The 23163-nt window shown below is 40.3% G+C and carries 21 protein-coding genes and 1 pseudogene; 13 read left to right on the forward strand and 9 right to left on the reverse strand.

What is annotated here, in order from left to right; all coding sequences use genetic code 11:
* The first annotated feature begins 229 nt into the window (after window positions 1-229).
* From QUF73_17925 to rlmH, 9 genes are all read left to right on the forward strand, one after another.
* Window positions 230-1708, forward strand: a complete 1479-nt coding sequence (locus QUF73_17925) for a M23 family metallopeptidase (GenBank protein ID MDM5228002.1) — start codon at window positions 230-232, stop codon at window positions 1706-1708.
* Between the two features lie 203 nt (window positions 1709-1911).
* A complete protein-coding gene (gene yycF / locus QUF73_17930) occupies window positions 1912-2622 on the forward strand; it encodes a response regulator YycF (GenBank protein MDM5228003.1) in 711 nt (236 codons plus the stop codon).
* Window positions 2623-2630: 8 nt separating this feature from the next.
* Window positions 2631-4460 carry a cell wall metabolism sensor histidine kinase WalK gene (gene walK / locus QUF73_17935; protein MDM5228004.1) on the forward strand — a complete coding sequence of 610 codons (1830 nt, stop codon included), beginning with the start codon at window positions 2631-2633 and terminating at the stop codon, window positions 4458-4460.
* The gene (gene yycH / locus QUF73_17940; protein MDM5228005.1) at window positions 4457-5794 is read left to right on the forward strand and encodes a two-component system activity regulator YycH; all 1338 of its coding nucleotides are present in this window, start codon (window positions 4457-4459) and stop codon (window positions 5792-5794) included. The genes walK and yycH overlap by 4 nt, the downstream gene beginning before the upstream one ends.
* Window positions 5781-6587 (forward strand): two-component system regulatory protein YycI, encoded by an 807-nt coding sequence (yycI, locus tag QUF73_17945; GenBank protein MDM5228006.1) that lies wholly within the window; start codon window positions 5781-5783, stop codon window positions 6585-6587. The genes yycH and yycI overlap by 14 nt, the downstream gene beginning before the upstream one ends.
* A gap of 7 nt (window positions 6588-6594) precedes the next feature.
* Window positions 6595-7389: an MBL fold metallo-hydrolase gene (locus QUF73_17950; protein ID MDM5228007.1), complete on the forward strand. Its 795-nt coding sequence runs from the start codon at window positions 6595-6597 to the stop codon at window positions 7387-7389.
* Window positions 7390-7758: 369 nt separating this feature from the next.
* Entirely contained in the window at window positions 7759-8988 is a 1230-nt protein-coding gene (locus tag QUF73_17955; GenBank protein MDM5228008.1) for a trypsin-like peptidase domain-containing protein, read from the forward strand.
* Window positions 8989-9151: 163 nt separating this feature from the next.
* Window positions 9152-9313, forward strand: a complete 162-nt coding sequence (locus QUF73_17960) for a CxxH/CxxC protein (GenBank protein MDM5228009.1) — start codon at window positions 9152-9154, stop codon at window positions 9311-9313.
* Between the two features lie 80 nt (window positions 9314-9393).
* The gene (gene rlmH, locus QUF73_17965) at window positions 9394-9873 is read left to right on the forward strand and encodes a 23S rRNA (pseudouridine(1915)-N(3))-methyltransferase RlmH (GenBank protein ID MDM5228010.1); all 480 of its coding nucleotides are present in this window, start codon (window positions 9394-9396) and stop codon (window positions 9871-9873) included.
* A gap of 240 nt (window positions 9874-10113) precedes the next feature.
* On the opposite strand, the gene QUF73_17970 is transcribed toward rlmH, so the two are convergent.
* Together QUF73_17970 and QUF73_17975 are read right to left on the reverse strand one after the other, a co-directional pair.
* A complete protein-coding gene (locus QUF73_17970; protein ID MDM5228011.1) occupies window positions 10114-10746 on the reverse strand; it encodes a type 1 glutamine amidotransferase family protein in 633 nt (210 codons plus the stop codon).
* A 74-nt stretch (window positions 10747-10820) separates the two neighbouring features.
* On the reverse strand, window positions 10821-11783 hold the full coding sequence (locus QUF73_17975; protein MDM5228012.1) for a YafY family protein: 963 nt from the start codon (window positions 11781-11783) through the stop codon (window positions 10821-10823).
* A gap of 389 nt (window positions 11784-12172) precedes the next feature.
* Here QUF73_17975 and QUF73_17980 point away from each other — a divergent pair.
* Window positions 12173-12577 (forward strand): annotated as a pseudogene (locus tag QUF73_17980) (23S rRNA (pseudouridine(1915)-N(3))-methyltransferase RlmH).
* A 281-nt stretch (window positions 12578-12858) separates the two neighbouring features.
* Here QUF73_17980 and QUF73_17985 read toward each other — a convergent pair.
* The 5 genes from QUF73_17985 to QUF73_18005 all read right to left on the reverse strand — a co-directional run bounded on the left by QUF73_17985 (window position 12859) and on the right by QUF73_18005 (window position 17566).
* Window positions 12859-13602: a glycosyltransferase gene (locus QUF73_17985; GenBank protein MDM5228013.1), complete on the reverse strand. Its 744-nt coding sequence runs from the start codon at window positions 13600-13602 to the stop codon at window positions 12859-12861.
* 1 nt (window position 13603) lies between these two features.
* On the reverse strand, window positions 13604-14995 hold the full coding sequence (locus QUF73_17990) for a GMC oxidoreductase (GenBank protein ID MDM5228014.1): 1392 nt from the start codon (window positions 14993-14995) through the stop codon (window positions 13604-13606).
* Window positions 14996-15056: 61 nt separating this feature from the next.
* Window positions 15057-16244, reverse strand: a complete 1188-nt coding sequence (locus tag QUF73_17995) for a glycosyltransferase (protein MDM5228015.1) — start codon at window positions 16242-16244, stop codon at window positions 15057-15059.
* Between the two features lie 357 nt (window positions 16245-16601).
* Window positions 16602-17066, reverse strand: a complete 465-nt coding sequence (locus tag QUF73_18000) for a phage tail protein (protein ID MDM5228016.1) — start codon at window positions 17064-17066, stop codon at window positions 16602-16604.
* A 20-nt stretch (window positions 17067-17086) separates the two neighbouring features.
* Complete coding sequence (locus QUF73_18005) at window positions 17087-17566, reverse strand: GyrI-like domain-containing protein (GenBank protein MDM5228017.1); 480 nt, start codon at window positions 17564-17566, stop codon at window positions 17087-17089.
* A gap of 107 nt (window positions 17567-17673) precedes the next feature.
* On the opposite strand from QUF73_18005, the gene QUF73_18010 reads away from it, so the two are divergent.
* On the forward strand, window positions 17674-18636 hold the full coding sequence (locus QUF73_18010) for an HTH domain-containing protein (protein MDM5228018.1): 963 nt from the start codon (window positions 17674-17676) through the stop codon (window positions 18634-18636).
* 59 nt (window positions 18637-18695) lie between these two features.
* Here QUF73_18010 and QUF73_18015 read toward each other — a convergent pair whose 3' ends face one another.
* Window positions 18696-19169 carry an SRPBCC family protein gene (locus QUF73_18015; protein ID MDM5228019.1) on the reverse strand — a complete coding sequence of 158 codons (474 nt, stop codon included), beginning with the start codon at window positions 19167-19169 and terminating at the stop codon, window positions 18696-18698.
* A 471-nt stretch (window positions 19170-19640) separates the two neighbouring features.
* Here QUF73_18015 and QUF73_18020 point away from each other — a divergent pair, with 471 nt between their 5' ends.
* A complete protein-coding gene (locus QUF73_18020) occupies window positions 19641-21026 on the forward strand; it encodes an amino acid permease (GenBank protein ID MDM5228020.1) in 1386 nt (461 codons plus the stop codon).
* 171 nt (window positions 21027-21197) lie between these two features.
* Here QUF73_18020 and QUF73_18025 read toward each other — a convergent pair whose 3' ends face one another.
* Window positions 21198-21335 (reverse strand): hypothetical protein, encoded by a 138-nt coding sequence (locus QUF73_18025; GenBank protein MDM5228021.1) that lies wholly within the window; start codon window positions 21333-21335, stop codon window positions 21198-21200.
* Between the two features lie 539 nt (window positions 21336-21874).
* Here QUF73_18025 and ltrA point away from each other — a divergent pair.
* Entirely contained in the window at window positions 21875-23134 is a 1260-nt protein-coding gene (gene ltrA / locus QUF73_18030) for a group II intron reverse transcriptase/maturase (protein MDM5228022.1), read from the forward strand.
* Window positions 23135-23163 lie beyond the last annotated feature (29 nt).

The raw sequence follows: 23163 nt of genomic DNA on the forward strand, positions 1-23163 counted from the left end.
TAGGGATTATTTCCTATCTTCTTTTCGACAAAAACCTCTCTAAGTTTTGCTGATAATAGTCATAAAATGTCAGCTATTATACATTTTTATTACATTCCCGAGTCTAGTAATCTATTTCCTTTGCTGTATGGTAAAGTAAATATTGTGAAAATAATAGGTTGACAAATTCGTAGTTACATAGCACTAAATGAAAGTGTTTTTTGTTACCGTAGTCTAGGGGGATATAACCATGTTCAAATGGGTGAAAAAAGTAACCTCAGCATCAGAATCTACAGCGAAGAGCTTTAATAAAACAATAAATAAAACGATCGCGGCTGGTTTTGCAGCGGCGGCTTTAACATTTGCAGGCGGCGTTTCCGCTTCTGCCAATGATGATAAGCTTGTGACGGTTTACTATGTCTATATGGGTGACGAATATATCGGAACGGTGTCGGATAAGAAAGTCATCGAGGATATGGCCGATAAAAAGATTAGTGAGGCAGAAGGTTCCTACAAGGGATTAAAGCTGGCGCTGGCAACTGAATTATCTTTTATTCCTGAACAGGTTTTTGAGTCCAGTTCAGAAGTGAATGAAACAGAAGTTGTCAATGGCTTAAAAGATAAGATGGAAGTTCATGCCGCAGCGGCCGCTTTAGTGATTGGCGGCAAGGAAGTGGCTTACGTTGAAAATGACGAGCAGGCCAAAGAGGCCCTTCAGAAAATCAAGACTTCCTATGTATCAGAGAAAGATTTAAAGGCTCTCGAGGAAAGAAAGGAATCTCCTAATATTCCTTTACCTCAGCTGAAGGAAAATGAAACACGTCTTTTAGATGTCCGTTTTACTGAAGATGTATCCATTTCTGAAACAACCGTGAAACCGGATCAGATCATCAGTGCAGATAAGGCTGTGAAGCTTTTTCAAAAGGGCACCCTTGAGGAAAAGAAATATGAGGTTAAAGAAGGTGACGCACTAAGCAATATCGCCAGTGCCCATAACCTCGATATGAACCAGCTGATCGAGCTGAACAGCGGACTCAAGGAAGATTCTCTTATCAAAGCTGGACAGGAATTAAATGTGACTGTCTACAAACCGTATGTAAAAGTGATAGCAGATAAGGAAGTTTTCAAGAAAGAAAAAATTGATTATGAAAAAGAAGTCATCGAAGACAGCAGCATGCCTAAAGGCGAAACGAAAGTAAAGCAAGAAGGTAAGGAAGGCGTTCGCGCTGCAACCTATCTGATCTCTGAAGAAAACGGCCAACCGGTCAAAGAAGAAGTTAAAGAAGAAAAGGTTCTTGAGGAGCCTGTGAAACAAATTGTCATCAAGGGAACAAAGGTCATTCCATCCCGAGGTGAAGGCAGCTTTGCCTATCCTGCAGTCGGCGGCTATATCTCCAGCAAAATGGGCTACCGATGGGGGAAAATGCATAAGGGAATTGACATTGCAAGGCCTAGCGACCGTACAATCAAAGCAGCTGATAATGGTACTGTTGTATCTGCAGGCAGAGATGGCGGCTATGGCAACAAAATCGTCATCGACCATAATAATGGCTTCCGCACGGTTTATGCCCATCTCGACTCCATCAGTGTCAGCGTTGGCCAAACCGTCTCAAAAGGATCAAAAATCGGTGTTATGGGATCAACTGGAGATTCAACCGGTGTCCACCTGCATTTTGAAGTATATAAAAACGGAAAAATGCAAGATCCGCTTAAATATATAAATAAATAATGTATGCTAAAAAGTCTCTAGCTTTCATGCTAGAGGCTTTTGTAGTTAAGAATAAGATTAAATACATCACCAAAGTTTTACAGGTATTTGCTAATAGGTGAATTCCCACTGTTAAAATGGTAAAGTAAAGTAGATAACATATGTATGAAACTGACTTCTACTGCTCCAAATATAAATAAATGAGCAAGAAAAAGGAGATAGGTATGGATAAAAAAATTCTGGTTGTAGACGATGAGAAACCAATTGCAGATATACTGCAGTTCAATTTGAAAAAAGAAGGCTATGAAGTGGTGTGTGCCTATGACGGCAATGACGCACTCGATAAAGTAGAAGAAATCAAGCCGGATCTGATTCTGCTTGATATTATGCTTCCGCAGAGGGACGGCATTGAGGTTTGCCGCGAAGTGCGCAAGAAATACGATATGCCAATCATTATGCTGACAGCAAAGGATTCTGAAATTGATAAAGTTTTAGGCCTTGAGCTCGGTGCAGATGACTACGTTACAAAGCCGTTCAGCACGAGGGAGTTGATTGCGCGTGTGAAGGCGAACATGAGGCGCCATCAGCAAATTGCTTCCAAGACGGAAGAAGAGGAAGAATCAAACGAAATTGAAGTTGGTTCCCTGATTATTCACCCGGATGCCTACGTGGTTTCCAAGCGCGGTGAGACGATTGAATTAACACACCGTGAATTTGAGCTTCTTCACTATTTGGCCAAACATATTGGACAAGTCATGACGAGGGAGCATCTGCTTCAGACCGTATGGGGCTACGATTATTATGGAGATGTCCGCACAGTTGACGTAACCGTAAGGAGACTGCGGGAGAAAATTGAGGATAATCCAAGCCACCCGACATGGATCGTGACAAGAAGAGGAGTCGGTTATTACTTGCGGAATCCTGAACAGGAGTAATAAGGTACATGGAAAAGGTGGGTTTTTTTCGGTCCATTCATTTGAAGTTTGTGATCATATATGTTCTTCTCATCCTGGTAGCCATGCAGATTATCGGGGTGTATTTTGTCAGGCAGCTGGAATCGACCTTAAAGGACAATTTCAAGGATGCCATTCAGGAGAGGGTTAATCTCCTCACCTATTATGTGGAGGAACAAATGACCAAGGTAAGGCCTCCTGATGAGGAAGCTCCGTCACTGGAGGAAGATATCAGAAGACTATTAAGTGATTACAACTCGGCGGATATATCCGAAGTCCGTGTGATTGAGGGAGAGTCACTGAGGATACTTGGCACCTCCGATCCCGATAATCAGGGGGTTGTCGGGGGAAGGTCTACTGATAATTTAATCAAGATGGCCATAGCCACTAGGCAGCAGGTAACGGAGGATCTGGTTGACCCCCAGGGACAGCGGATATGGGTTCTCGTCACGCCTATTAAAAATAACGGAGAAGTAAATGGAGCCATCTATCTGGTTGCTAAAATTGAAAACATCTATGAGCAGATGAGGCAGATTAATAATATTTTTACCACCGGTATAGCCATTGCGTTAGCAATCACAGCCATCCTGGGCATACTACTTGCCCAGACGGTGACACGCCCGATTTCAGATATGCGGAAACAGGCGCTTGCTATGGCAAAAGGGAACTTCTCCCGCAAGGTTAAGGTTTATGGGTATGACGAAATTGGCCAGCTGGCGATTACCTTTAACAGTTTAACAAAGAAACTTCAGGAAGCTCATGCCACAACGGAAGGCGAACGGCGAAAATTGTCCTCCGTTCTTTCCTATATGACAGATGGAGTCATTGCAACCGACCGCAAAGGACGTGTAATTTTAATTAACGAGCCTGCAGCAAAAATGCTGAATGTTTCACGTGAAACGGTCCTGTCTTCTCCGATTGTTTCCCTGCTTGGCCTTGAAGAGGATTATAACTTTGAAGAGCTATTAAATGAGCGCGATTCGGTCATCCTGGATTACAGCAGCAAGTCGAAAACGCTGATCCTTCGCGCTAATTTCTCGGTTATCCAAAAAGAAACCGGCTTTGTCAACGGCTTAATTACTGTCTTGCATGATATCACGGAGCAGGAGAAAATTGATATGGAACGCCGCGAATTTGTGGCTAATGTATCTCATGAACTCAGGACGCCGCTGACAACGATGAGAAGCTATCTGGAGGCTCTTGCGGAAGGGGCCTGGAGAGATGAGGAGATTGCCCCAAACTTCCTGGATGTCACCCAAAATGAAACAGAGCGTATGATCCGCCTGGTCAATGATCTGCTGCAGCTGTCTAAAATGGACAGCAAGGATTACCGCTTGACCAAGGATTGGACTGATTTCATTATCTTCTATAATAGAATTATAGACCGTTTTGAAATGACGAAGCAGCAGAATGTTACGTTTGAAAGAAAGCTTCCGGACCATTCGGCTTTTGTTGAAATAGATGAAGACAAGCTCACCCAGGTACTGGACAATATCATCTCAAATGCACTTAAATACTCTCCAGAAGGCGGAAAAGTTACGTTCAGCATTGAGGAAAAGGATGAATTTATTATTGTCAGCGTTTCAGACCAGGGTGTAGGGATACCGAAAGAAAATATTGATCAGATTTTTGAGCGTTTTTACCGGGTGGATAAAGCCAGAACAAGAAAGCTTGGCGGAACAGGCCTTGGATTGGCCATTGCGAAAGAAATGGTTGAAGCGCATGGCGGGAAAATTTGGGCAGCGAGTACAGAAGGGAAAGGGACAACGATTTCATTTAGCCTTCCATATGTTCGCTCGGAAGAGGATGATTGGGAATGAGTTATGAACATATAAAAACCATCATACTGACCATTCTAGTAGCGACAAGTGCCCTTCTGACCTGGAATCTTTGGACCTACCAGCCGAACTTTGAACCGATTGAAAAAGCAAATACCGTTCAGGAAGTAACAATAGCGGAAAAAAAAGAAGTGAATCAGATTGTAAGACCGGACACCCTCTTATTCCATCTCGGGGAAAAAAAGACCTTTGGAACAGTCAGCCCCGGTGAAATCGATAATATAATTAAAGAAATCAGCGATTGGAATTTTGCTGACTTTGAAAATATCACAGAAGAAGCGGGCATTCTTCCTTCGTTTGTTCATGATGAAGGAAAAGCTGTTCTTGTATTTCCGGATTCTGTTCCGATTGAATTATACAAATCAGTAATCACAGTTGGTGATAAGAATCTGACTAATTTTCAGTTTGACCATATTGTCATTGATACTAGGCAAGTGGAGAAAAAGGATGGAATTGTCGATTTTGTCTCAATGGATAACCGGCAGGTTTTTAGGAGCCGTGTACCTGTTTCCTTTATTCAGAATTTCAAAAGCCAATTCTTCAACTTATCGGAGTATAACCCTGAATATAAAGCCTATTTTGCTTCTAAGCCATCTGATGAACGAACCATCTACCTGCCTTCACAGGATACAAAAATGATGAGATATCAGTATTTGGAGAAAAAATTGGACTCTGAACAATATAAAAATGCGTTATTCAGTGACCCAAGTGTCGTGCAGAAAAGCTTTCAGCAATCAGAGGAAGAGTATAATGATACCTTAAGTTTATTGAGAGTGAATTCCGATAAAAATACCCTTCGTTATGTAAAACCGGCTGCCGGGGATAACCCGACTTTTCCGTCAGGCGACCTGCTGAAAAGAAGCATTGATTACATTAACGGACATTCGGGATGGACAGACAATTACCAATTTGCCGAAATTGATGAGCTGAATCATAGAGTTGTATTCAGGATGTATGATTCTTCAGGCTACCCTATTTTCAGCGATGATCCGAAAATATCTGAAATCCGCCAGATTTGGGGGCAAAATGAAATTTACGAATATTTTCGGAGCAATTTCCAGCTTGGTCTGAGTGCTGAATCCCCATCAGAAGTATCTCTAAGTTCGGGGACACGCGTAATGGAATACTTGTTAGGTCTGGAAGGGTTTGATCCGGAATTACTGGAGAATGTAACACTGGGATATAAGATGATGCTGGTCAAGGAAGCTCAAACAACCTTCATCCGTCTGGAGCCTTCCTGGTTTTACCGGTATGAAGGGACTTGGAAAAGCATTTCGCTTGATGAGACAGGGGGAATGAATAATGGATTGGAGTAGGATCAAAACAATCTTTATTTTAACCTTCCTGGTGCTGGACATTTATTTGATGTACGAGTTTTTCAAATTGAAGGAAGCCAGTGAATTTGAACCGATAGCACAGGCATCCCTGGAAAAACAGCTTAAGGATGCTGATATCACATTTGAGGAGCCCCTGCCGAAAAGCAATCCGAAAGACCGGTATTTGAGGGCGAAGCCGGTGGAATTTGATATTGAAGAACTTGAGGGAGATACAAGGCTGGAGGGCCAGGAAATTACGATTACAGAAGTGACTACTCTGAATGCTGTCCTGGACGAGTCGATAAAGATCAGTGATAAATTCAGTCCTTCAGAATTATCTGCTTTTATCAAAAACAGGGTGTTATCCGGTGAACAATACCGCTTCTGGGAAAAACCTGAAAACAGTAATAGAATCACGTATTATCAGGAATTTGAAGGCAAGATGCTTTATATGAATTTAAATGGCGAGCTCACCTTTTATTTGAATGATGATAATGAAATTGTCTCTTATAAGCAGACACTCCTGCAAAAGATTGAGTCGAAGGAAGAAAGTGAAAAAGTCATTCAGCCGATAAAGGCCGTTGAAACACTTTACAAGAATGGATCACTGGAGGCTAAGTCAAAAATTACAAATGTAGAGCTTGGCTATTTTACCTTTGTGCATCTGAGCTCTTCTCAATTATTGACGCCTGCCTGGCGATTTGTCATTAATGGCGAGGAGAATTTATTTGTTGATGCCTTTCAGGGCAGTATTATTAAGCTGAACAACGAAGAGAAAAAAATAGTGGAGTGAGGAGAACATGTCTTTACAATTCAGCGTTCTCGCGAGCGGCAGTACTGGGAATGCAATCTTTGTCGAGACGGAGGATTATTCCTTTCTGGTTGATGCCGGATTAAGCGGGAAGCAAATGGAAGGTTTATTTCAGCATATTGGCCGGGATATCGGCAAGCTTTCAGGCATACTGGTGACCCATGAGCATAGTGACCATATTAAGGGTGTCGGAATTCTTGCCCGTAAGTATAACCTGCCGATCTATGCCAATGAAAAAACATGGCTGGCCATGGACGGACTGATTGGACAAGTCCCGATTGGCCAGAAGTTTCATTTTGATATGGAAACGGTGAAAACATTCGGAGCCCTTGATATTGAATCCTTCGGGGTTTCCCATGATGCAGCCGATCCCATGTTTTATGTATTTCATCATAATGGGAAAAAGCTTGTGCTGATTACCGATACAGGATATGTCAGCGACCGCATGAAAGGCCTGATTTCGAATGCGGAGGCATATGTATTTGAAAGCAATCATGATGTCCAGATGCTTCGTATGGGCCGTTACCCGTGGAATATAAAAAGAAGGATCTTAAGCGATGTCGGCCATGTATCCAATGAGGATGCAGCCCTTGCGATGAGTGAAGTGGCCGGCGATCGGACGAAGAGCTTTTATCTCGCCCATTTAAGCCAGGATAACAATATTAAGGATCTGGCGAGAATGTCCGTATCACAGACACTTGAAAGCCGCGGGATCATTGTCGGCGAACAATTCGACCTTTTTGATACCGATCCGAAGGTCCCAACGATTTTAACAGCCGTTTAAATATAAACCAGAAGAGGAATACACAGAAAAGCAGCAGTTTCCGTGTGTTCCTCTTTTTTTATGTCTAGCTCCAGCGCCTACCCCCTCGAGGTGTCGGGGGTGAGCACCAGGGAATGCTTCCTTGGATAAACCTCGCAGGAACAAGTGGTTTTTACTTGTTCCGAAGGCGCTTCCGCTTTTCTTAAAAAAATATAAAAAAAGTATGAACAAAGTCGTAAGATTGCTGCAGCAGGTGCGTTTTTGTTAGATTTTTAAAAACAGGAGAGTATAATATTGGGTATAAAGGAAGACTAAATTTTAGCATTTATATTTTAAAAGGAGATTTTTTAACAGCGGTTTTTTGCAAATGAAAGAAAGGATGGGTGCAGTTTGGGCTATTATGATCAAGATCATCAGAACCGTTATAAAGGGCAAAAAGGCAACAAGGGCGGATATTTTCTGGCCAGCCTTGTTGGCGTCATCTTAGGGGCCATCCTGGTCGTGGTTGCGGTGCCAAAGCTATCTGACTACAACGTGCTCCCTTATACGGTTGAACCGGATGATAAACTGCAGGATGAAGCAGCCGGGGATAACAATAACGCCAATGTTCAGAATGTCTCACTTGATGTGACAACAGATGTAACCAAGGCGGTCGACAAAGCTGGGGATGCGGTCGTAAGCATTACGAACATCCAGACAGCCGGTTTTTGGTCGAATGAAGGGAATGGCAGTGTCGGCCAGCCAGCCGGAACAGGTTCAGGCGTTATTTATAAGAAGGAAGGAAATACAGCCTTCATTGTTACGAACCACCATGTGGTAGAAGGCGCTCAGGAGCTGGAGGTAAGCCTGCAGGATGGCACCAAGCTGCCGGCCAGACTGGTTGGCAGCGATATTTGGACAGATCTTGCTGTACTTGAGGTAGAAGCTAAGGAAATTAAGACGGTTGCCGAATTCGGCGATTCAGACAAACTGAAGCCAGGTGAGCCTGTCATTGCCATCGGAAATCCTCTCGGACAGTTCTCCGGCTCTGTCACACAGGGAATTATTTCTGGCTTAGAGCGTGCCATACCCGTGGATATCGACCAGAATGGAACAGTTGACTGGCAGGCTGAGGTACTTCAGACAGATGCCGCCATCAACCCGGGTAACAGCGGCGGAGCTTTAGTCAATATCAGCGGCCAGCTAATCGGCATCAACTCCATGAAAATCGCTGAGAGCGCAGTAGAGGGAATCGGATTGGCGATTCCGATTAACTACGCAAGGCCAGTCATTGAGGACCTCGAGAAGTTCGGAGAGGTAAAACGTCCGTATATGGGTGTACAATTGGCATCAGTCAATGAGATTCCAGGTTACTATCAGCAGGAAGCGCTGAAACTGCCTAAGGATGTTAAATCAGGTGTGGCCATCACTTCAGTTGAACCTAACTCTCCAGCTTCACAGGCAGGACTGAAGGAAATGGACGTTATCGTCGAGATGGATGGACAAGAGATCAAAGACATCATCGAATTGCGCCAGCATCTTTATACGAAAAAATCGGTGGGCGACCAGATGAAAATTAAATTTTACCGTGACGGCAAAACCCAGGAAGTAACCATGAAGCTGAGCGGCGAGACATTTTAAAGAATAATGGGAAGACTAAATGGGAAAGCGGTAATCGCTTTCCTGTTTTTTATTGTTTTGTTAATATGAGATGTGGATAACTTATATACATACGCGAAAATAAAAATTATCCACAGATCGGATAAAAAAACAGGCTGCCAGCCTAAAAAGGAGCATGCTGAAAATGATTTACTGCTGTGACGAACACGTTGATCTGGCAATAGATATAGTGGTTGATGAGTACGAAACATTCCCGCAATTAACAAAACTTGAAGAGGACAAAAAGTTATCAACAACCTGTGAATATTGTCAAAATAACGCAATATATGTTGTAGCGAACGAATGATCTCATACAAGATGTGGATGAAAAATGTGGACATGTGGATAAGTTCTGTGGATAACTTGTTTGTAAAGTGAGGACATACTGTGAATATCTCTATTATTACGGTCGGAAAGCTAAAGGAAAAATACCTGAAGCAAGGAATTGACGAATACCTGAAAAGACTGTCGGCCTACGCCAAAATGGACATCATCGAGGTTCCAGATGAAAAAGCCCCTGAAGAACTAAGCGAAACGGAAATGATTCAGGTGAAGCAAAAAGAAGGTGAGCGGATCCTGGCGAAGATCCATCCGGATGCCCATGTCATTGCCTTGGCTATTGAAGGGAAAATGAAATCATCGGAAGAGCTTGCGGATAGTCTTGATAAGCTAGCTACATACGGGAAAAGTAAAATTGCGTTTGTAATAGGCGGGTCTCTTGGGTTGAGCCAGGAGGTTTTGCAGCGGGCGGATGAGAAGCTGTCCTTTTCGAAGATGACGTTTCCGCATCAGTTGATGAAGCTGATCTTGCTGGAGCAAGTATATCGGGCGTTTCGGATTAATCGGGGAGAACCGTATCACAAGTGATGGTAAATAGAAATATTGAGATGAATATAGAGATAACTAAGCTTAAAAAGCTAATTGAAATTAGGAATAAATAAATAAATGATAAATCAAATTCGTTGTAAGAGAACTTTTCCTCTTACAACGAATTTTCACATGGGGTAACGTCAGGAAAATGCGGATTTACAACGATAAGGAAACTCCAAATTAAAAAGCCCACCTTCTTTACAAATCTAAATAGAGAAATTGAGCTTTTCAGTTACTTCATTTATTTATTGAATTCATTAACTGGAAGAAGTATTCAGGTTTATGAGTCTTATTTAGGTTATACCATGAATGTAATGCATCTGGAGTAAATACATCTATTTTTTTCAGTACCTCCATTGCAAATTCCAGAGGAGCTATTCCTGATGCAGTAACTAAGTTCGCATCAGATACCGCAGATCCTAACTCATAAAACTTTTCTCCTTTATAGTTAGGACATACCATTTTGGTATATTCTAAGCTATTACTTGTATGCTTTCTAGTATCTAAGTATCCCATATTCGCGAGGCCCTCAGTTGCACCACAAATTGCAGCAACAATAGTGCCAAGCTTTAAAGCTTGGCCAATTCTTTCCAATATAGGTTGATGAATTTCTTCACTCCAAGTAGTTCCTCCTGGTAAGATTAAAAGATCTTTACTCTCAAGAGTACATTCATCAAGGGAAATATCTGGTTTTATGCTCAGTCCTCCCATAGTAGTAATCATTTCTTTATTAGCTCCTACTGTAATTACTTTTAAAGGTGCTAAATCTTTTTTGAAATATCTTCCTGAGTTTAGTTCAGCAATTAAATATCCATATTCCCAGTCCGACATTGTATTAAATACATATAGAAAAGCTTTTTTTGTTTGCATCCAATAACACTCCAATCACAATTGATATAGCTATTATATGATAACTTCCCTGACAGTTAACGTCAGGGAAGTTATCATACTTGATGGAATTTTATTAATTCCGACAGAACTTCAATAAGTCTTTTCTTAAGACTTATTGGCTCAATAATTTTAATAGATTTATTGTACGGTAAAAGTAAATAAGGTACATATGTATGTATTATATCTTTTTCAAGAAGAAAAACTGCTTGAGTTGAAGTCCGTTCTTGTAAATAATGTCCTAAAAACCAATGTTGGCAAATATCAGCCAATACACTTTTATCCCCATTAATAACTAAAGAAATAATCCCTTCCTTATCTTCTATAGTTGGAAGAAGGCTTTTTATAAAAAAGTCACGTGCTGAAAAATTTTCTGGCCGGTTAAACTTATTTTCGGTTAGCATTAGACTTTCAATTCTATCAACTCTAAAACTACGGATATCATTTCTAAGATGACAAAATCCAATCACATACCACTTATTATTCCAATAGATAATTCTGTACGGATCGACCAATCTATAATTTAATTGCTTTTCGCCACTTTTATGGTAAAGAATTTTTACTGAGTAACCGTCAGCTACGGCCTGCTCCAGCTCCTTCAAAAAAGGTTCCATAGAGAGTGAACTTAATCGACTTATTACTTCAAGACTAGTTAAATGTTGGTTTATCTTTGTTTCCTGCTCTTGATTTGAGTATTTACTTAGTTTTGAAATGGCCCTATTTAGTGCCTCACCACCATAATATCCGGCTTCTTCTGCAAAAACAGCAGCGTGAAATAGCGAAGTTTGCTCCTCAAAATCAAAAAAAAGAGGAGCCTCAATAAAATTGTTCAATAAAGTGTATCCACCGTTATGTCCTGGTTCTGAAATTATAGGTACGCCACTTGTTGAAATTGTATCAATATAACGATACACAGTCCTTATATTCATCTCTAACTTTTCTGAAATTTGTTTTGCAGTAATTTTTTCACCTGAACGAAGCATCCATAGAATTGCTAACATATTGTCAATTTTAGGCATAATTCCACCTCTATATGAAATTTATTTTCTGTTATATATTTCCGATTTTTAGTATAACTCATCAACTGTTCCTTTCCGATAGCTCTATATAATAAGGCCCTAATCATGGGGACGTATATGGTGAATTATTCGAGACGCAAAATGGTGTCCAGATAAAAAAAGAGTCTCATTAATATAACTATCCAACAATACTAAGCTTATCCAAAGCACTTCGGAGCGGATGCCAGTCTCGTTACATGAAGATCCATCATCTGAAACAAGCGGGTACATTCAATCCCATTCTCAAGCACAAAAAGCTCACGCAAATAAGCGATGAGCTTTTTCCATATTCCCGAAAGCCCACCAATAAATAATACACTTAAACCACTTATTACGCCGGAGGGATCACCATGAAAATCAGCATCATCACAGTCGGCAAGCTGAAGGAAAAATACCTGAAGCAGGGCATTGCCGAATACACGAAACGCCTGAGCGAAGCCGACATGACCATCGTCAAACAAAAAGAAGGCGAACGCATCCTCGCTAAATAGCACCCGACACCCACGTCATCACCTTTGAAATCGACGGTAAACAGCTCACCAAAGAACTAGACCAGCTCGCCACCTACGGCAAAAGCAAAATAGCCTTCATCATCGGAGACTCACTTGGTCTGAGTGAAGAAGTGAAGCAGTGGAGTAACTATGCATTGTCTTTTTCTAAGATGACGTTTCCTCATCAGTTTAATGAAGCTGGTGTTGCTGGAGCAGGTTTATCGGAGTTTTAGGATTATGAGGAATGAACCGTATCATAAGTGATAGTAAAGCGGAATATAAGTCATTATTGAGTCAACCCAAACAAATGAAGGCTGATACACTTGATGCATTGCATAGCTTTGGAATGTTTCCCAAATCATCTATGGGTACGTACACCATTTAAAGCGAGGGCATAACCATGTCAGTAAAAAATATATTGCCTTATGGAGAACCTATTTTAAGAAAAGTTGCAAAAAGTTTTTTCAAACGTAAAATTTAAACGCTGACCTATTATTTAACTAATAGATCAGCGCTAAAATTGGTAGTTGTAAAACACTATGCTCTTATTCTTTTTTATTAATGCGAGGCATACAAAAGTCCTTATAATCATCTGTATAGGTAATAAATTTACAACTTTTAATGAGTTTTTTGTCGTTTATTTTCCATGTATGATATTCCGGATTTGCTCTTCTTACGTACACTAGGTGATATCGGTCAGTCGAATATATTTTAAATCCATGTTTCACGCAATCCTTGCAAAACTTTACGTCCTCATTATTTGAGATGTTCCGAAACCTGACCTTATCGAAAACATTTCTTTTTACAATTTTTTTCCCGCCGCATACCCAATTTACAAACTGGTTTTCTTGATTTAGATTTCTGAGGTAAAGGGCTTTGCAGCTTTCGAAATAGACATAATGTGTTTTTTTTCCAATAATATCAGCATCGGTATAGTCAAATGCCAGCATCATATTGTTTAAATAAAGAGGAGCATAATAATCGTCGTCGTCAAAGATAGCAATAAAGTCACATTGCGTTTGATCAATTGCAAAATTCAGGCATTGGCCTAAGGATAAATTCTTTGGAAGTTGATAAATAAATATATTTGGATCACCATTTGCTTTTCTTCTCCATTGGGCCAAATCCATGTCATCCCTGTTTAAAATAATGATCAGCTCTTTTTCAGACCAAGTTTGATTCCAGTAGTTTTCAAATATATTATTCATATAAATTGGCTTATTAGTACAAGTGATAATCGATACCCCTTTTGCCTTTTTGGCCGTATTGGTAAATAGGGAACTTTGCATTTCATTTTGTCCTTTCTTTTGAGTAGGAATTCGAGATATGATCCGCTATTCGGATGGCTAATGCAACTGTGGTAAGAGTAGGATTTGAAGCACCAATCGAGGAGAGTATGCTATTATCGGCTACGTAAAGGCCGGTAATACCATGAATTTGACCATAGCGGTTCGTTGCAGATTGTGAGGGATCATTCCCTATACGACATGATCCTGATTCGTGGTAATCCTCTCCAGGCTCCATAACATGTATCTGAGCTTTTCCTTTCTCGTGGTCTACTCTTGCTCCCAGAACATTGAAAACCTGATGTAACTCCTCATTCATTTGGCGAATAATCTCCATGTCCTTGACTGAATAGGAAAAATTAATCTTTATTTTCGGCATACCGTATTCATCTACACTTAGCGGGTCTAATGTCAGATTATTATCAAAGAGGGATTCAACTTTCCCGAAACCCACTGCATTTATCAATCGTTTATTTATATATATTTGAAATTGGTAAGGGGTTTCGTCTGTCTGCGGTATTAAAATACGAATATTCTCTGAAATGTTCCCAAACTTTTTGTTAATAAATTCTCCTTTTGCCTTAATAAAAGAATGATTTGTTAAAAAGTGCCCAATTGTATTTCCTGGGATTTTTGAATGAAGCAAGAGGCGTGGGGTTTCCAGAGAACCAGCGGCCAATACGATCGTTTTTGCTCTTAGTACATGTATTTTTTTGTTGTGATCTCCTACTTTCAGACCTGCTGGTTTTCCATTTTCCATAAGCAACTGTAACGCTCGAGCCTTTACCGCGAAATCAAAGGGGTGTTGTTCCCAAGCATTTTTTAAGAAGCATAATGAACTAAAGGTTTTCCCATGTGAAGTCGCACTAGGAATCGGCCTTGCTTCATGAAACCCTTTTGAATGAAGGTGTTGAAGTATGGATTGTAAGTGTAATGAATTTATTGAAGATGCCTGACGAATCTGCATGATATCTTCGGCAATCTGGTAATAGGTGTCTATTTCTTGTTCGGATATTGGCCAATTTATGAATTCGGATGCGTGCATTCTGGGAGTAACTGCTCCCCAAAATAACGTTCTTCCACCCACAGCGAAAACCTGCTCCGCCCCCAAAAACTGAGGAAGGCGCTGTCCGATAGGATTGGAAACTTCATTATAGTATTTTTTCCATTTTTTCCTTAATCTAGGGATGTTGTGGATATGCGTTGGCAATAATAGATCACCGGATTCAATGACACCAATACTCTTCCGATTTTTTCGCCACTTTTCACATAATCTCCAGAGAACAGCTCCTCCTCCAGCTCCTGTACCTACAACCAAAACATCGTAATTTTTCTCTTCCATATGTTCTAAAGATTGGAAAGGGATAGAAAAGGGATCTGATGATCCTCTTACCACTAATAATACCTCCATTCACCCTAATCATCTTGATAAAGCCGGTAATTCCCATTTCTTCAAGTTACTTTGCTTTTATTTTTAACATAAGCCCAACATCAATAATGTGTGATTCCAGATGGTTAAGTTCCATAATATGTTCCAAAGTAACACCGTATTTTTGAGAGATTTGAAATAGTGTATCCCCTTTTTTTACAACGTATAATTCGTATTTTTGTTTGAGCAGTTCTGGATAATGGACTAACTTTCCGCCTTCATTAGATTTAATGTTATTGCTTAAAATTCCGTGTTCAATCAATACTTCTATTATTTTTTCAGCTCGGTGCCGATAAGTGTCATTTATCAGTGATTGTTTTGCCTGGGTTCTGATTTGTTCTCTATTTTTATTATTTTTTAAATAGTATTTAATTAGTTTTACGGTTTCCCTAGGAGATGACGAAAGAACTAAATCATGCTTATGTTTAAATTTACTTCTAACTGCAGGAGTATCTGAGGTAATCAAAAAACCTTCTGAACCAAGAATTTCATAAGTTCGTTGTGTTAATTGATCTATACAGTTTTGGAGACCGAGTACGATTTTTGCTGAACTATAAACCTTGTGGGCTTTTCTATAATCCAAATATCCGTGTATCCAATCATTAGGAATGTTTTTCCCTAATAGATCCCCCATAGAATCCCAATCATTGCCCCAAAAGTCTACACGGATATTACTTTCAAGAAGAGGAGAGATTAGCGTTTGTATAGAAGAAAGACGAAAGGAGTCGGAATGCTTTAAAAGAAAGTGGGGATACGCATTAGCTACAACAGCTATATCACAACGGTATTTTTTAAAGGGCTTTACACGATGATGAACACTTTTGTGATAGGCAAAATCTAAATGAGCTGATTTGAAACCTTGTTTATTATATAACTTGCAAACTGATGGAGTAACCGTGAATACAAAGTCTGGTTTCATTCTTTTTATTAATGGAATAGAAAATTTCTTTGTGTGCAGCGGATCTTCCGTTGCCCAATAAACAAGAGGTATTTTTTTCTGTTTTACAACATCATGAATCCATTTTTGCTTATCTTTTGAATGTTCTTCTGTCCATCCCATAGACATAATAAGATCTGGTTTGAATTTCTCTATCATTTCGAGAATATTTCCCTTAGTTAGTGATCCCGAGATCATGACATTATGACCTGCATCTATAAAACCGTTTGGCAATCCAAATATCCAAATCGGATGACTCTCAAGGAACAGAATCCTCATGGTGATTCACTCCAATCACAAGCATTAATTTGTATTATTCTACGAATTACTTGGAATTTTGGCACGGCATCAATCTAAAAGTGATAATGAGTTTATTAAAGTGCTAAATATCATTGTGAGACAATTAAAATTGGAGTGGGGAAGGAATTAGAGAGAAGAAATTAATATAAGTTTCCTTTATTTATAGATTTTGTTAATTAGTTTTGGTGAACCGTATCATAAATAAAAGATGTTTATGTGAAAAAAATAACAGCACCCTCTAATATGATGGAGAGGTGCTGTTATTGTGAATGCCTACATGTATTTGTTTGGATCATTGGCTGTTTTTGCTCTTCCCGGTGAACTTAATTTCTAACCTTAATACTCCCCTTTAATAACAAAAAACGACCCCCGAATAATCCCCGCCAGTTTAGACTTCCGCCTGGCAAACTTAAACTTCCCTTCTAACTCCTTTGGTACTTCCATTCCCTCAGAAAGCTTAAAACCCACGGCACGTTTCTTAGGATCATCTACTGTATACATGACATTGACACTAAGGCCATCCTCATAAAAAACGTAGGTCCATTTGATATTTTCGACTTGAAATTGTGACGTTTCTAAAGGTTTGGCTGCAAACTCTATATCACGTTCTTTTTTCAAGATATGGTTTACATAAGCAAGGGTCTCCTGGCTTTCGCTGCCTGGTACAACCGTAAATTCATGCTTATATTTAGTCATGAAATAACGGGCTTCATTCGCTCGTAAACCAGCAAGGGCATCCGCTGCTGGTGAAGACTCTAAACCAGCCGCAGACACATGTTTAAAATCAACAATATAGGACATTTCCATCCCGCCTTTATTTCCTATTTCCTAACAACAGGAATCCACATTTCACCAAAAACCAAGCCGTTTCGCTGCCCCATCTCAACCGCTGCATTGGGCCCGCCAACATAGGCAACATTCGTTGCTTCTGGCAAGACTTGACCAAAGGCAATGCCAGTAAGCATATTGCTTAACTCTTCAGCTGTCTCGGCTTCCCCTTTAACAACGAGGTATTCCCCTTTAGGGAATTGGATCAATCTTGATGCTTCTGGCAGCGACTCCTCTGTCATGACGCCGGCATAATGCATCATCTTGTTATTCACCGCTTCGTTCACGGTAAAAATGTAATCATTTGTGGCAATGGCCTTTAAAGCGCCTAGCCTTCCATCCTGTTTGACTGCCTGCCAAAAGTCTGCCTTTTCCTTATTGATGCCGGCATAATCCGTATAATCGCTCTTCAGTTCAGTTCCAATGCCTAATACCGTAAAGCTTTCTTTTTCTTCCAGAGTATAATCTGCCATAATTAAAACCGTCCTTTTTTAAAAATTTCAAATGATTTATCTTTTCACTTGATGAGTTTATAATAGCCTTAAATCATGTCAAAAAATGATACTGTTTAGGAGGCACCATGAAAAAAGTTGAACGGATTAATGTGATGATGCGGTATATCAATAACCGCGCCCACTTTACTATTTCTGAAATCATGCGGGAATTTAACATATCCCGTTCAACAGCTATTAGAGATATTCGAGAAATTGAAGCCATGGGGATGCCGCTTGTCGCTGAAGTTGGAAGAGATGGGGGTTATTTTGTCATGAACAACTCTGTCCTGCCCGCTGTTCGCTTTACCGATAATGAGATCAAAGCTCTGTTCCTTGCCTTTATGGCTACAAGAAATCAGCAGCTCCCCTATCTAAAGAGCCGTCAGTCTTTAGCTGAAAAATTACTTGGCCACATCTCAGAAAACCAGCAGGAAGACCTTGTACTCTTAAATCAAATCTTGCTGTTTGAAGGGACCAACCCCAATAATCCCGACTTGCTTGAACTGTCGGACCTCCCTCATCCGATGCTGGAAAAACTCATTCAAACCCTTCTTTTGGATAGCTATTTATTGATTACCATCAACGAAGAAAATGGAATTAGGTCATATCCCATTTATCTCTTGCAGCTTTATCGTGAAAAAAGCATTTGGCTCATTGAAGGCTTTGACTTAAAGGAAGAAAAGAAACAAATTTTCCCCGTGGACAATCTCACCAATGTTGAACCATATCCTGTGAAAAAAAGAGTAAGCAGAAAAAACATTTTAGAAAAAATAAGCAAGCAGGAGGAAGTAATCAACCTTGTTCTTGAACTTGGTCCGCAGGCAATTGCCCAGTTCAAAAAATACCATCCTTTAAAAGTCTCAATTTCCTATACGAATCCTTACCAAACGACAGCTGTTCTGAAGACTTTTATCAATATTCATAATTCAGAAGAACTGGCCGAAATAACCAATTGGATGCTTTTCCTGGGTGGGGATATCAAGGTCAGGGAAATGCCGGAAGAAATCTTAGAAGGTTTACAAGAGAGATTACGCTTATTATGTCCATAAGAAGAGCAAGATAAAACTTGGCGTTTTCCAGGAACAAGGGCATCATTACGAGAATGCCTTTAAGACATACCACCCAGATGCTCCTCTAAGCGCTCCATAGTCTGTTCGGCACCTGGGACGGCATATATTTTCACCTTTTCAAATACAGAGGCAGTTTCTTCAAAAACTGTTGTATAAGTGAGTTTAGTCTTGCCATCCAGATTCTCAAAGGTTGCTGTGGCGATAAAATGGGGAAACACATCATGTTTGAAGACGATTCGCTCGGGGTTAACGACCTCTATAAAGACGTTGGTATTGGGATAATCAACGCCATCAGGACTGTGCATGATAAATTGCCATGTACCGCCCGGTTTCATATCGAATTTCTGAAAAGTCAACGTAAAACCTTGTGGTCCCCACCACTTTGACAGGTACTCCTCTTTCGTCCAAGAGTTAAACACAAGATCAGCTGGAGCATCAAATACGCGTGTGACTGTAATTTCACGTTCCCCTATTTGTGTTGTCATTTTGTTTGTTGAGTTGTTTTGGTTCATGTCGATCCCTCCAAGTTAAATTTGATTAAAACCCATATCACTAATCCCTCTTGCTCATCAGCTGTTCAGCCACCATATTATTAATTTGCTAATCGTTTATCATTATCCTTCTGACGGTGAGAGATTCTCCTGATTTAATTGTTAAATAGTCTTTGAGAAGTTTAGGTGCTACTTTAATTATTTCATGCTAAAACACCTATTTAACTAAATGCAGAGTTATTAAGCAACTTGGATAGATAGAGAGGAGTGATAGTTACTCCTCTCTTTTGATTAGGTCAGAATTCTTTTTGTATTTTACTATAATAATTATTTGTAGCTCTTTCCTAATGTTAATATTGATATATAGCCTTTTATAAAAATATTCCATTGTAATTATTAGCGGTATTTATTATTATAAATGAGTATTTGAATACAAGATTAAGAATCTTTTTGACCACTATTTATTGAAATCACAACTTAGGAGGAAACGGAGTGGCAAACAAAGGATTGAATAGAGGCTTGGAGTCGCGTCAAATTCAGATGATTGCGCTGGGTGGCACGATTGGTGTTGGCTTATTTATGGGCTCAGCAAGCACCATTCAGTGGACAGGACCGTCTGTGCTGCTTGCTTATATCACAGCAGGGATATTTATCTATTTCATTATGCGTGCCATGGGGGAAATGTTGTATCTAGAGCCTAATACGGGTTCCTTTGCAACATTTGGCTATAAGTATATTCATCCATTGGCCGGGTATTTGACTGCCTGGAGCAACTGGTTTCAATGGGTTATAGTCGGGATGGCTGAAATTATTGCCGTAGGTGCCTACATGCAATACTGGTTTCCAGACTTGCCTGCGTGGATTCCGGGTTTCATTGCTATGTTGATTCTGGGAGCGGCGAATTTAATTTCAGTAAAATCATTTGGTGAATTTGAATTTTGGTTTTCCTTGATTAAAGTTGTAACGATCATCTTAATGATCATTGCTGGTTTTGGACTTATTTTCTTCGGAATTGGCAATGGAGGAGAGGCAATAGGATTTTCTAATCTTTGGGAACAAGGCGGATTCTTTACAGGCGGATGGACAGGCTTCTTCTTTGCCTTATCCCTTGTTATTGGAGCGTATCAAGGCGTTGAACTAATTGGAATTACAGCAGGGGAAGCAAAAGACCCGAAGAAAACGCTTACAAGTGCAATTCAAAGTATCATTTGGCGGATTTTGATTTTCTATATTGGAGCTATTTTGGTGATTGTAACTGTATATCCTTGGGATCAGCTTCAATCAGTCGGAAGCCCATTTGTGGCTACTTTTGCAAAAGTAGGAATCACTGCTGCAGCAGGAATTATTAACTTTGTTGTTATTACAGCGGCAATGTCCGGCTGCAACAGCGGTATTTATAGTGCAGGTCGTATGCTTTATACGTTAGGAGTAAATGGGCAGGCGCCTAAATTCTTTACGAAAATATCTTCTCAAGGTGTACCGGTTGTCGGTACTATGGGTGTACTGATTGGTTTAGCTGTTGGTGTTGTTTTAAGCTATATTGCACCAGAAAATTTATTCGTCTATGTATACAGTGCAAGTGTTCTTCCAGGTATGGTTCCATGGTTTGTCATCTTAATCAGTCAAATTAAGTTTAGAAAAGCAAAAGGAGCTGAAATGGACAAGCATCCATTCAAAATGCCTTTTGCTCCTGTGACCAATTATTTAACCATCGCATTCTTATTAATGGTATTAGTGGGAATGTGGCTGAATGATGATACCCGGATCTCGCTGATCGCAGGTATTGTTTTCCTGGGGATTGTAACGATAAGTTATTTCGCTTTTGGAATAGGAAAGCGTGTACCACAAGATTCTGGAGAAGATCAGGAAGTAGCTTAAAAGAGAAGAGTTCCTTCAGCATGGTGAGCTGACATGCTCATTGAAAGAACATTAAACCAAAGATGATTCAATACGTGCAATTCTGCGTTTGTAAGCTAACGTATTAAATAAGAGTATAAAAAGAAAAGGGTGATGCTGGAATTTAGCATTACCCTTTTTGCGGTAAATGATTTAAATAACACCTTGGGCGATCATGGCATCGGCTACTTTTTTAAATCCTGCGATATTAGCACCAGCAACCAGATTGCCTGGATAGCCATATTCCGCGGCAGCTTTGACGCTGTTTCGGTATATGTGTGCGCCCGGCATGGGTGCAGTCTATAGGGTGCAAGTCCCGAGCCATGAAGGCAGTAGTAGTGGTTAGCTTAACGCAAGGGTGTCCGCGGTGACGCGGAATCTGAAGGAAGCGAGCGGCAAACCTCCGGTCTGAGGAACACGAACTTCATATAAGGCTAGGTACCATTGGATGAGTTTGCACATCAAAACGAAATCCTTACTGCCGAAGGTGGTACAGAGTAAATGGAGCAGATAGATGGAGGGAAAGACTGTACTCTTACCCGGGGAGGTCTGATTGAAACGCCAAGTACACTTGGTAACCTATCTAATGATAGATAGCTGAACAATTAGAAGTCAGCAGAGGTCATAGTACCTTACCAACTCGAGACGGTAAGGGAAGGACTGAACAATTAGGAAGAACGAGAAACTAGGCATACAATTCCTGTGTAGAAGCAGACAATCCGAAAGGACTTACTTGAAGGAGGAAGTGGTGAATCCACAGGGGACTTCATGAGGGTGGAGCAGGAATAACATAATTAGATTTCTACGTTCACGTCGAAAGGAAATATCACATGTTAATGGATCTGATTCTGTCACGGGAAAACTTAATAGAAGCACTTAAACGTGTGGAGAAGAACAAAGGGAGTCACGGCATAGATGGAATGTCCGTAAAATCCCTACGAAGACATCTTTATGAGAACTGGGACACCCTTTGTGACTCTTTAAGGAAAGGTACCTATCAACCTAACCCAGTCCGTCGAGTCGAAATCCCGAAATCGAACGGTGGAGTAAGGTTACTAGGAATACCTACCGTGACAGACCGGTTCATCCAACAGGCCATCGCCCAAGTTCTAACCCCGCTTTTTGACCCAACCTTCTCAGAACATAGTTATGGATTTAGACCAAAAAGAAGAGCTCACGACGCTGTTCGTAAAGCAAGGGAATTTATTAGTGAAGGTTATAGATGGGTGATTGACATGGACTTGGAGAAATTCTTTGACAAAGTGAATCATGATAAATTGATGGGGATAATGGCAAGTAAAATCCAAGACCGATTGGTCTTGAAATTGATACGGAAATATCTCCAAGCAGGAATCATGATAAATGGTGTAGTCCATGATGCAGAAGAAGGGACACCACAAGGAGGTCCTCTGAGCCCTCTTCTTTCGAATATCCTTCTGGATAAGCTCGATAAAGAGCTAGAAAAGAGAGGTCACAAGTTTGTCCGCTACGCCGATGATTGTAATATTTACATGAAATCGAAGAAAGCTGGAGAACGAGTGATGAACTCGATTACATGCTTCATTGAGCAGAAATTAAAGCTTAAAGTAAATAGAGAAAAATCAGCGGTTGATCGCCCGTGGAAACGAAAGTTCCTTGGCTTTAGCTTTACGTTTAATAAGATACCGAAGGTTCGAATAGCAAATGAAAGTATCAAAAAGCTTAAAACTAAAATAAGGGGGTTAACCTCCCGTTCTAAACCAATTCCTATGGAAGTTAGAATCGAGAAACTAAATCAATATCTAACGGGATGGTGTGGATATTTTGCATTGGCTGATACACCAAGTAAATTTAAAGAATTCGATGAGTGGATTAGAAGAAGACTTCGTATGATTGAATGGAAACAATGGAAGAAACCGAGGACAAGAGTAAGAAAACTCAAAGGTCTAGGTGTCACTGACCAAAAGGCATACGAATGGGGAAACTCCAGAAAGAAATATTGGAGAATAGCCTCTAGTCCAATTCTACACAAAACCCTCGATAACTCCTATTGGAGTAATCGAGGGCTTAAAAGTCTATATCAAAGATATGAATTTCTACGTCAAACTTAATTGAACCGCCGTATACCGAACGGTACGTA

The organism is Cytobacillus sp. NJ13 (genome assembly GCA_030348385.1).
Lineage (GTDB): Bacteria > Bacillota > Bacilli > Bacillales > Cytobacillaceae > Cytobacillus.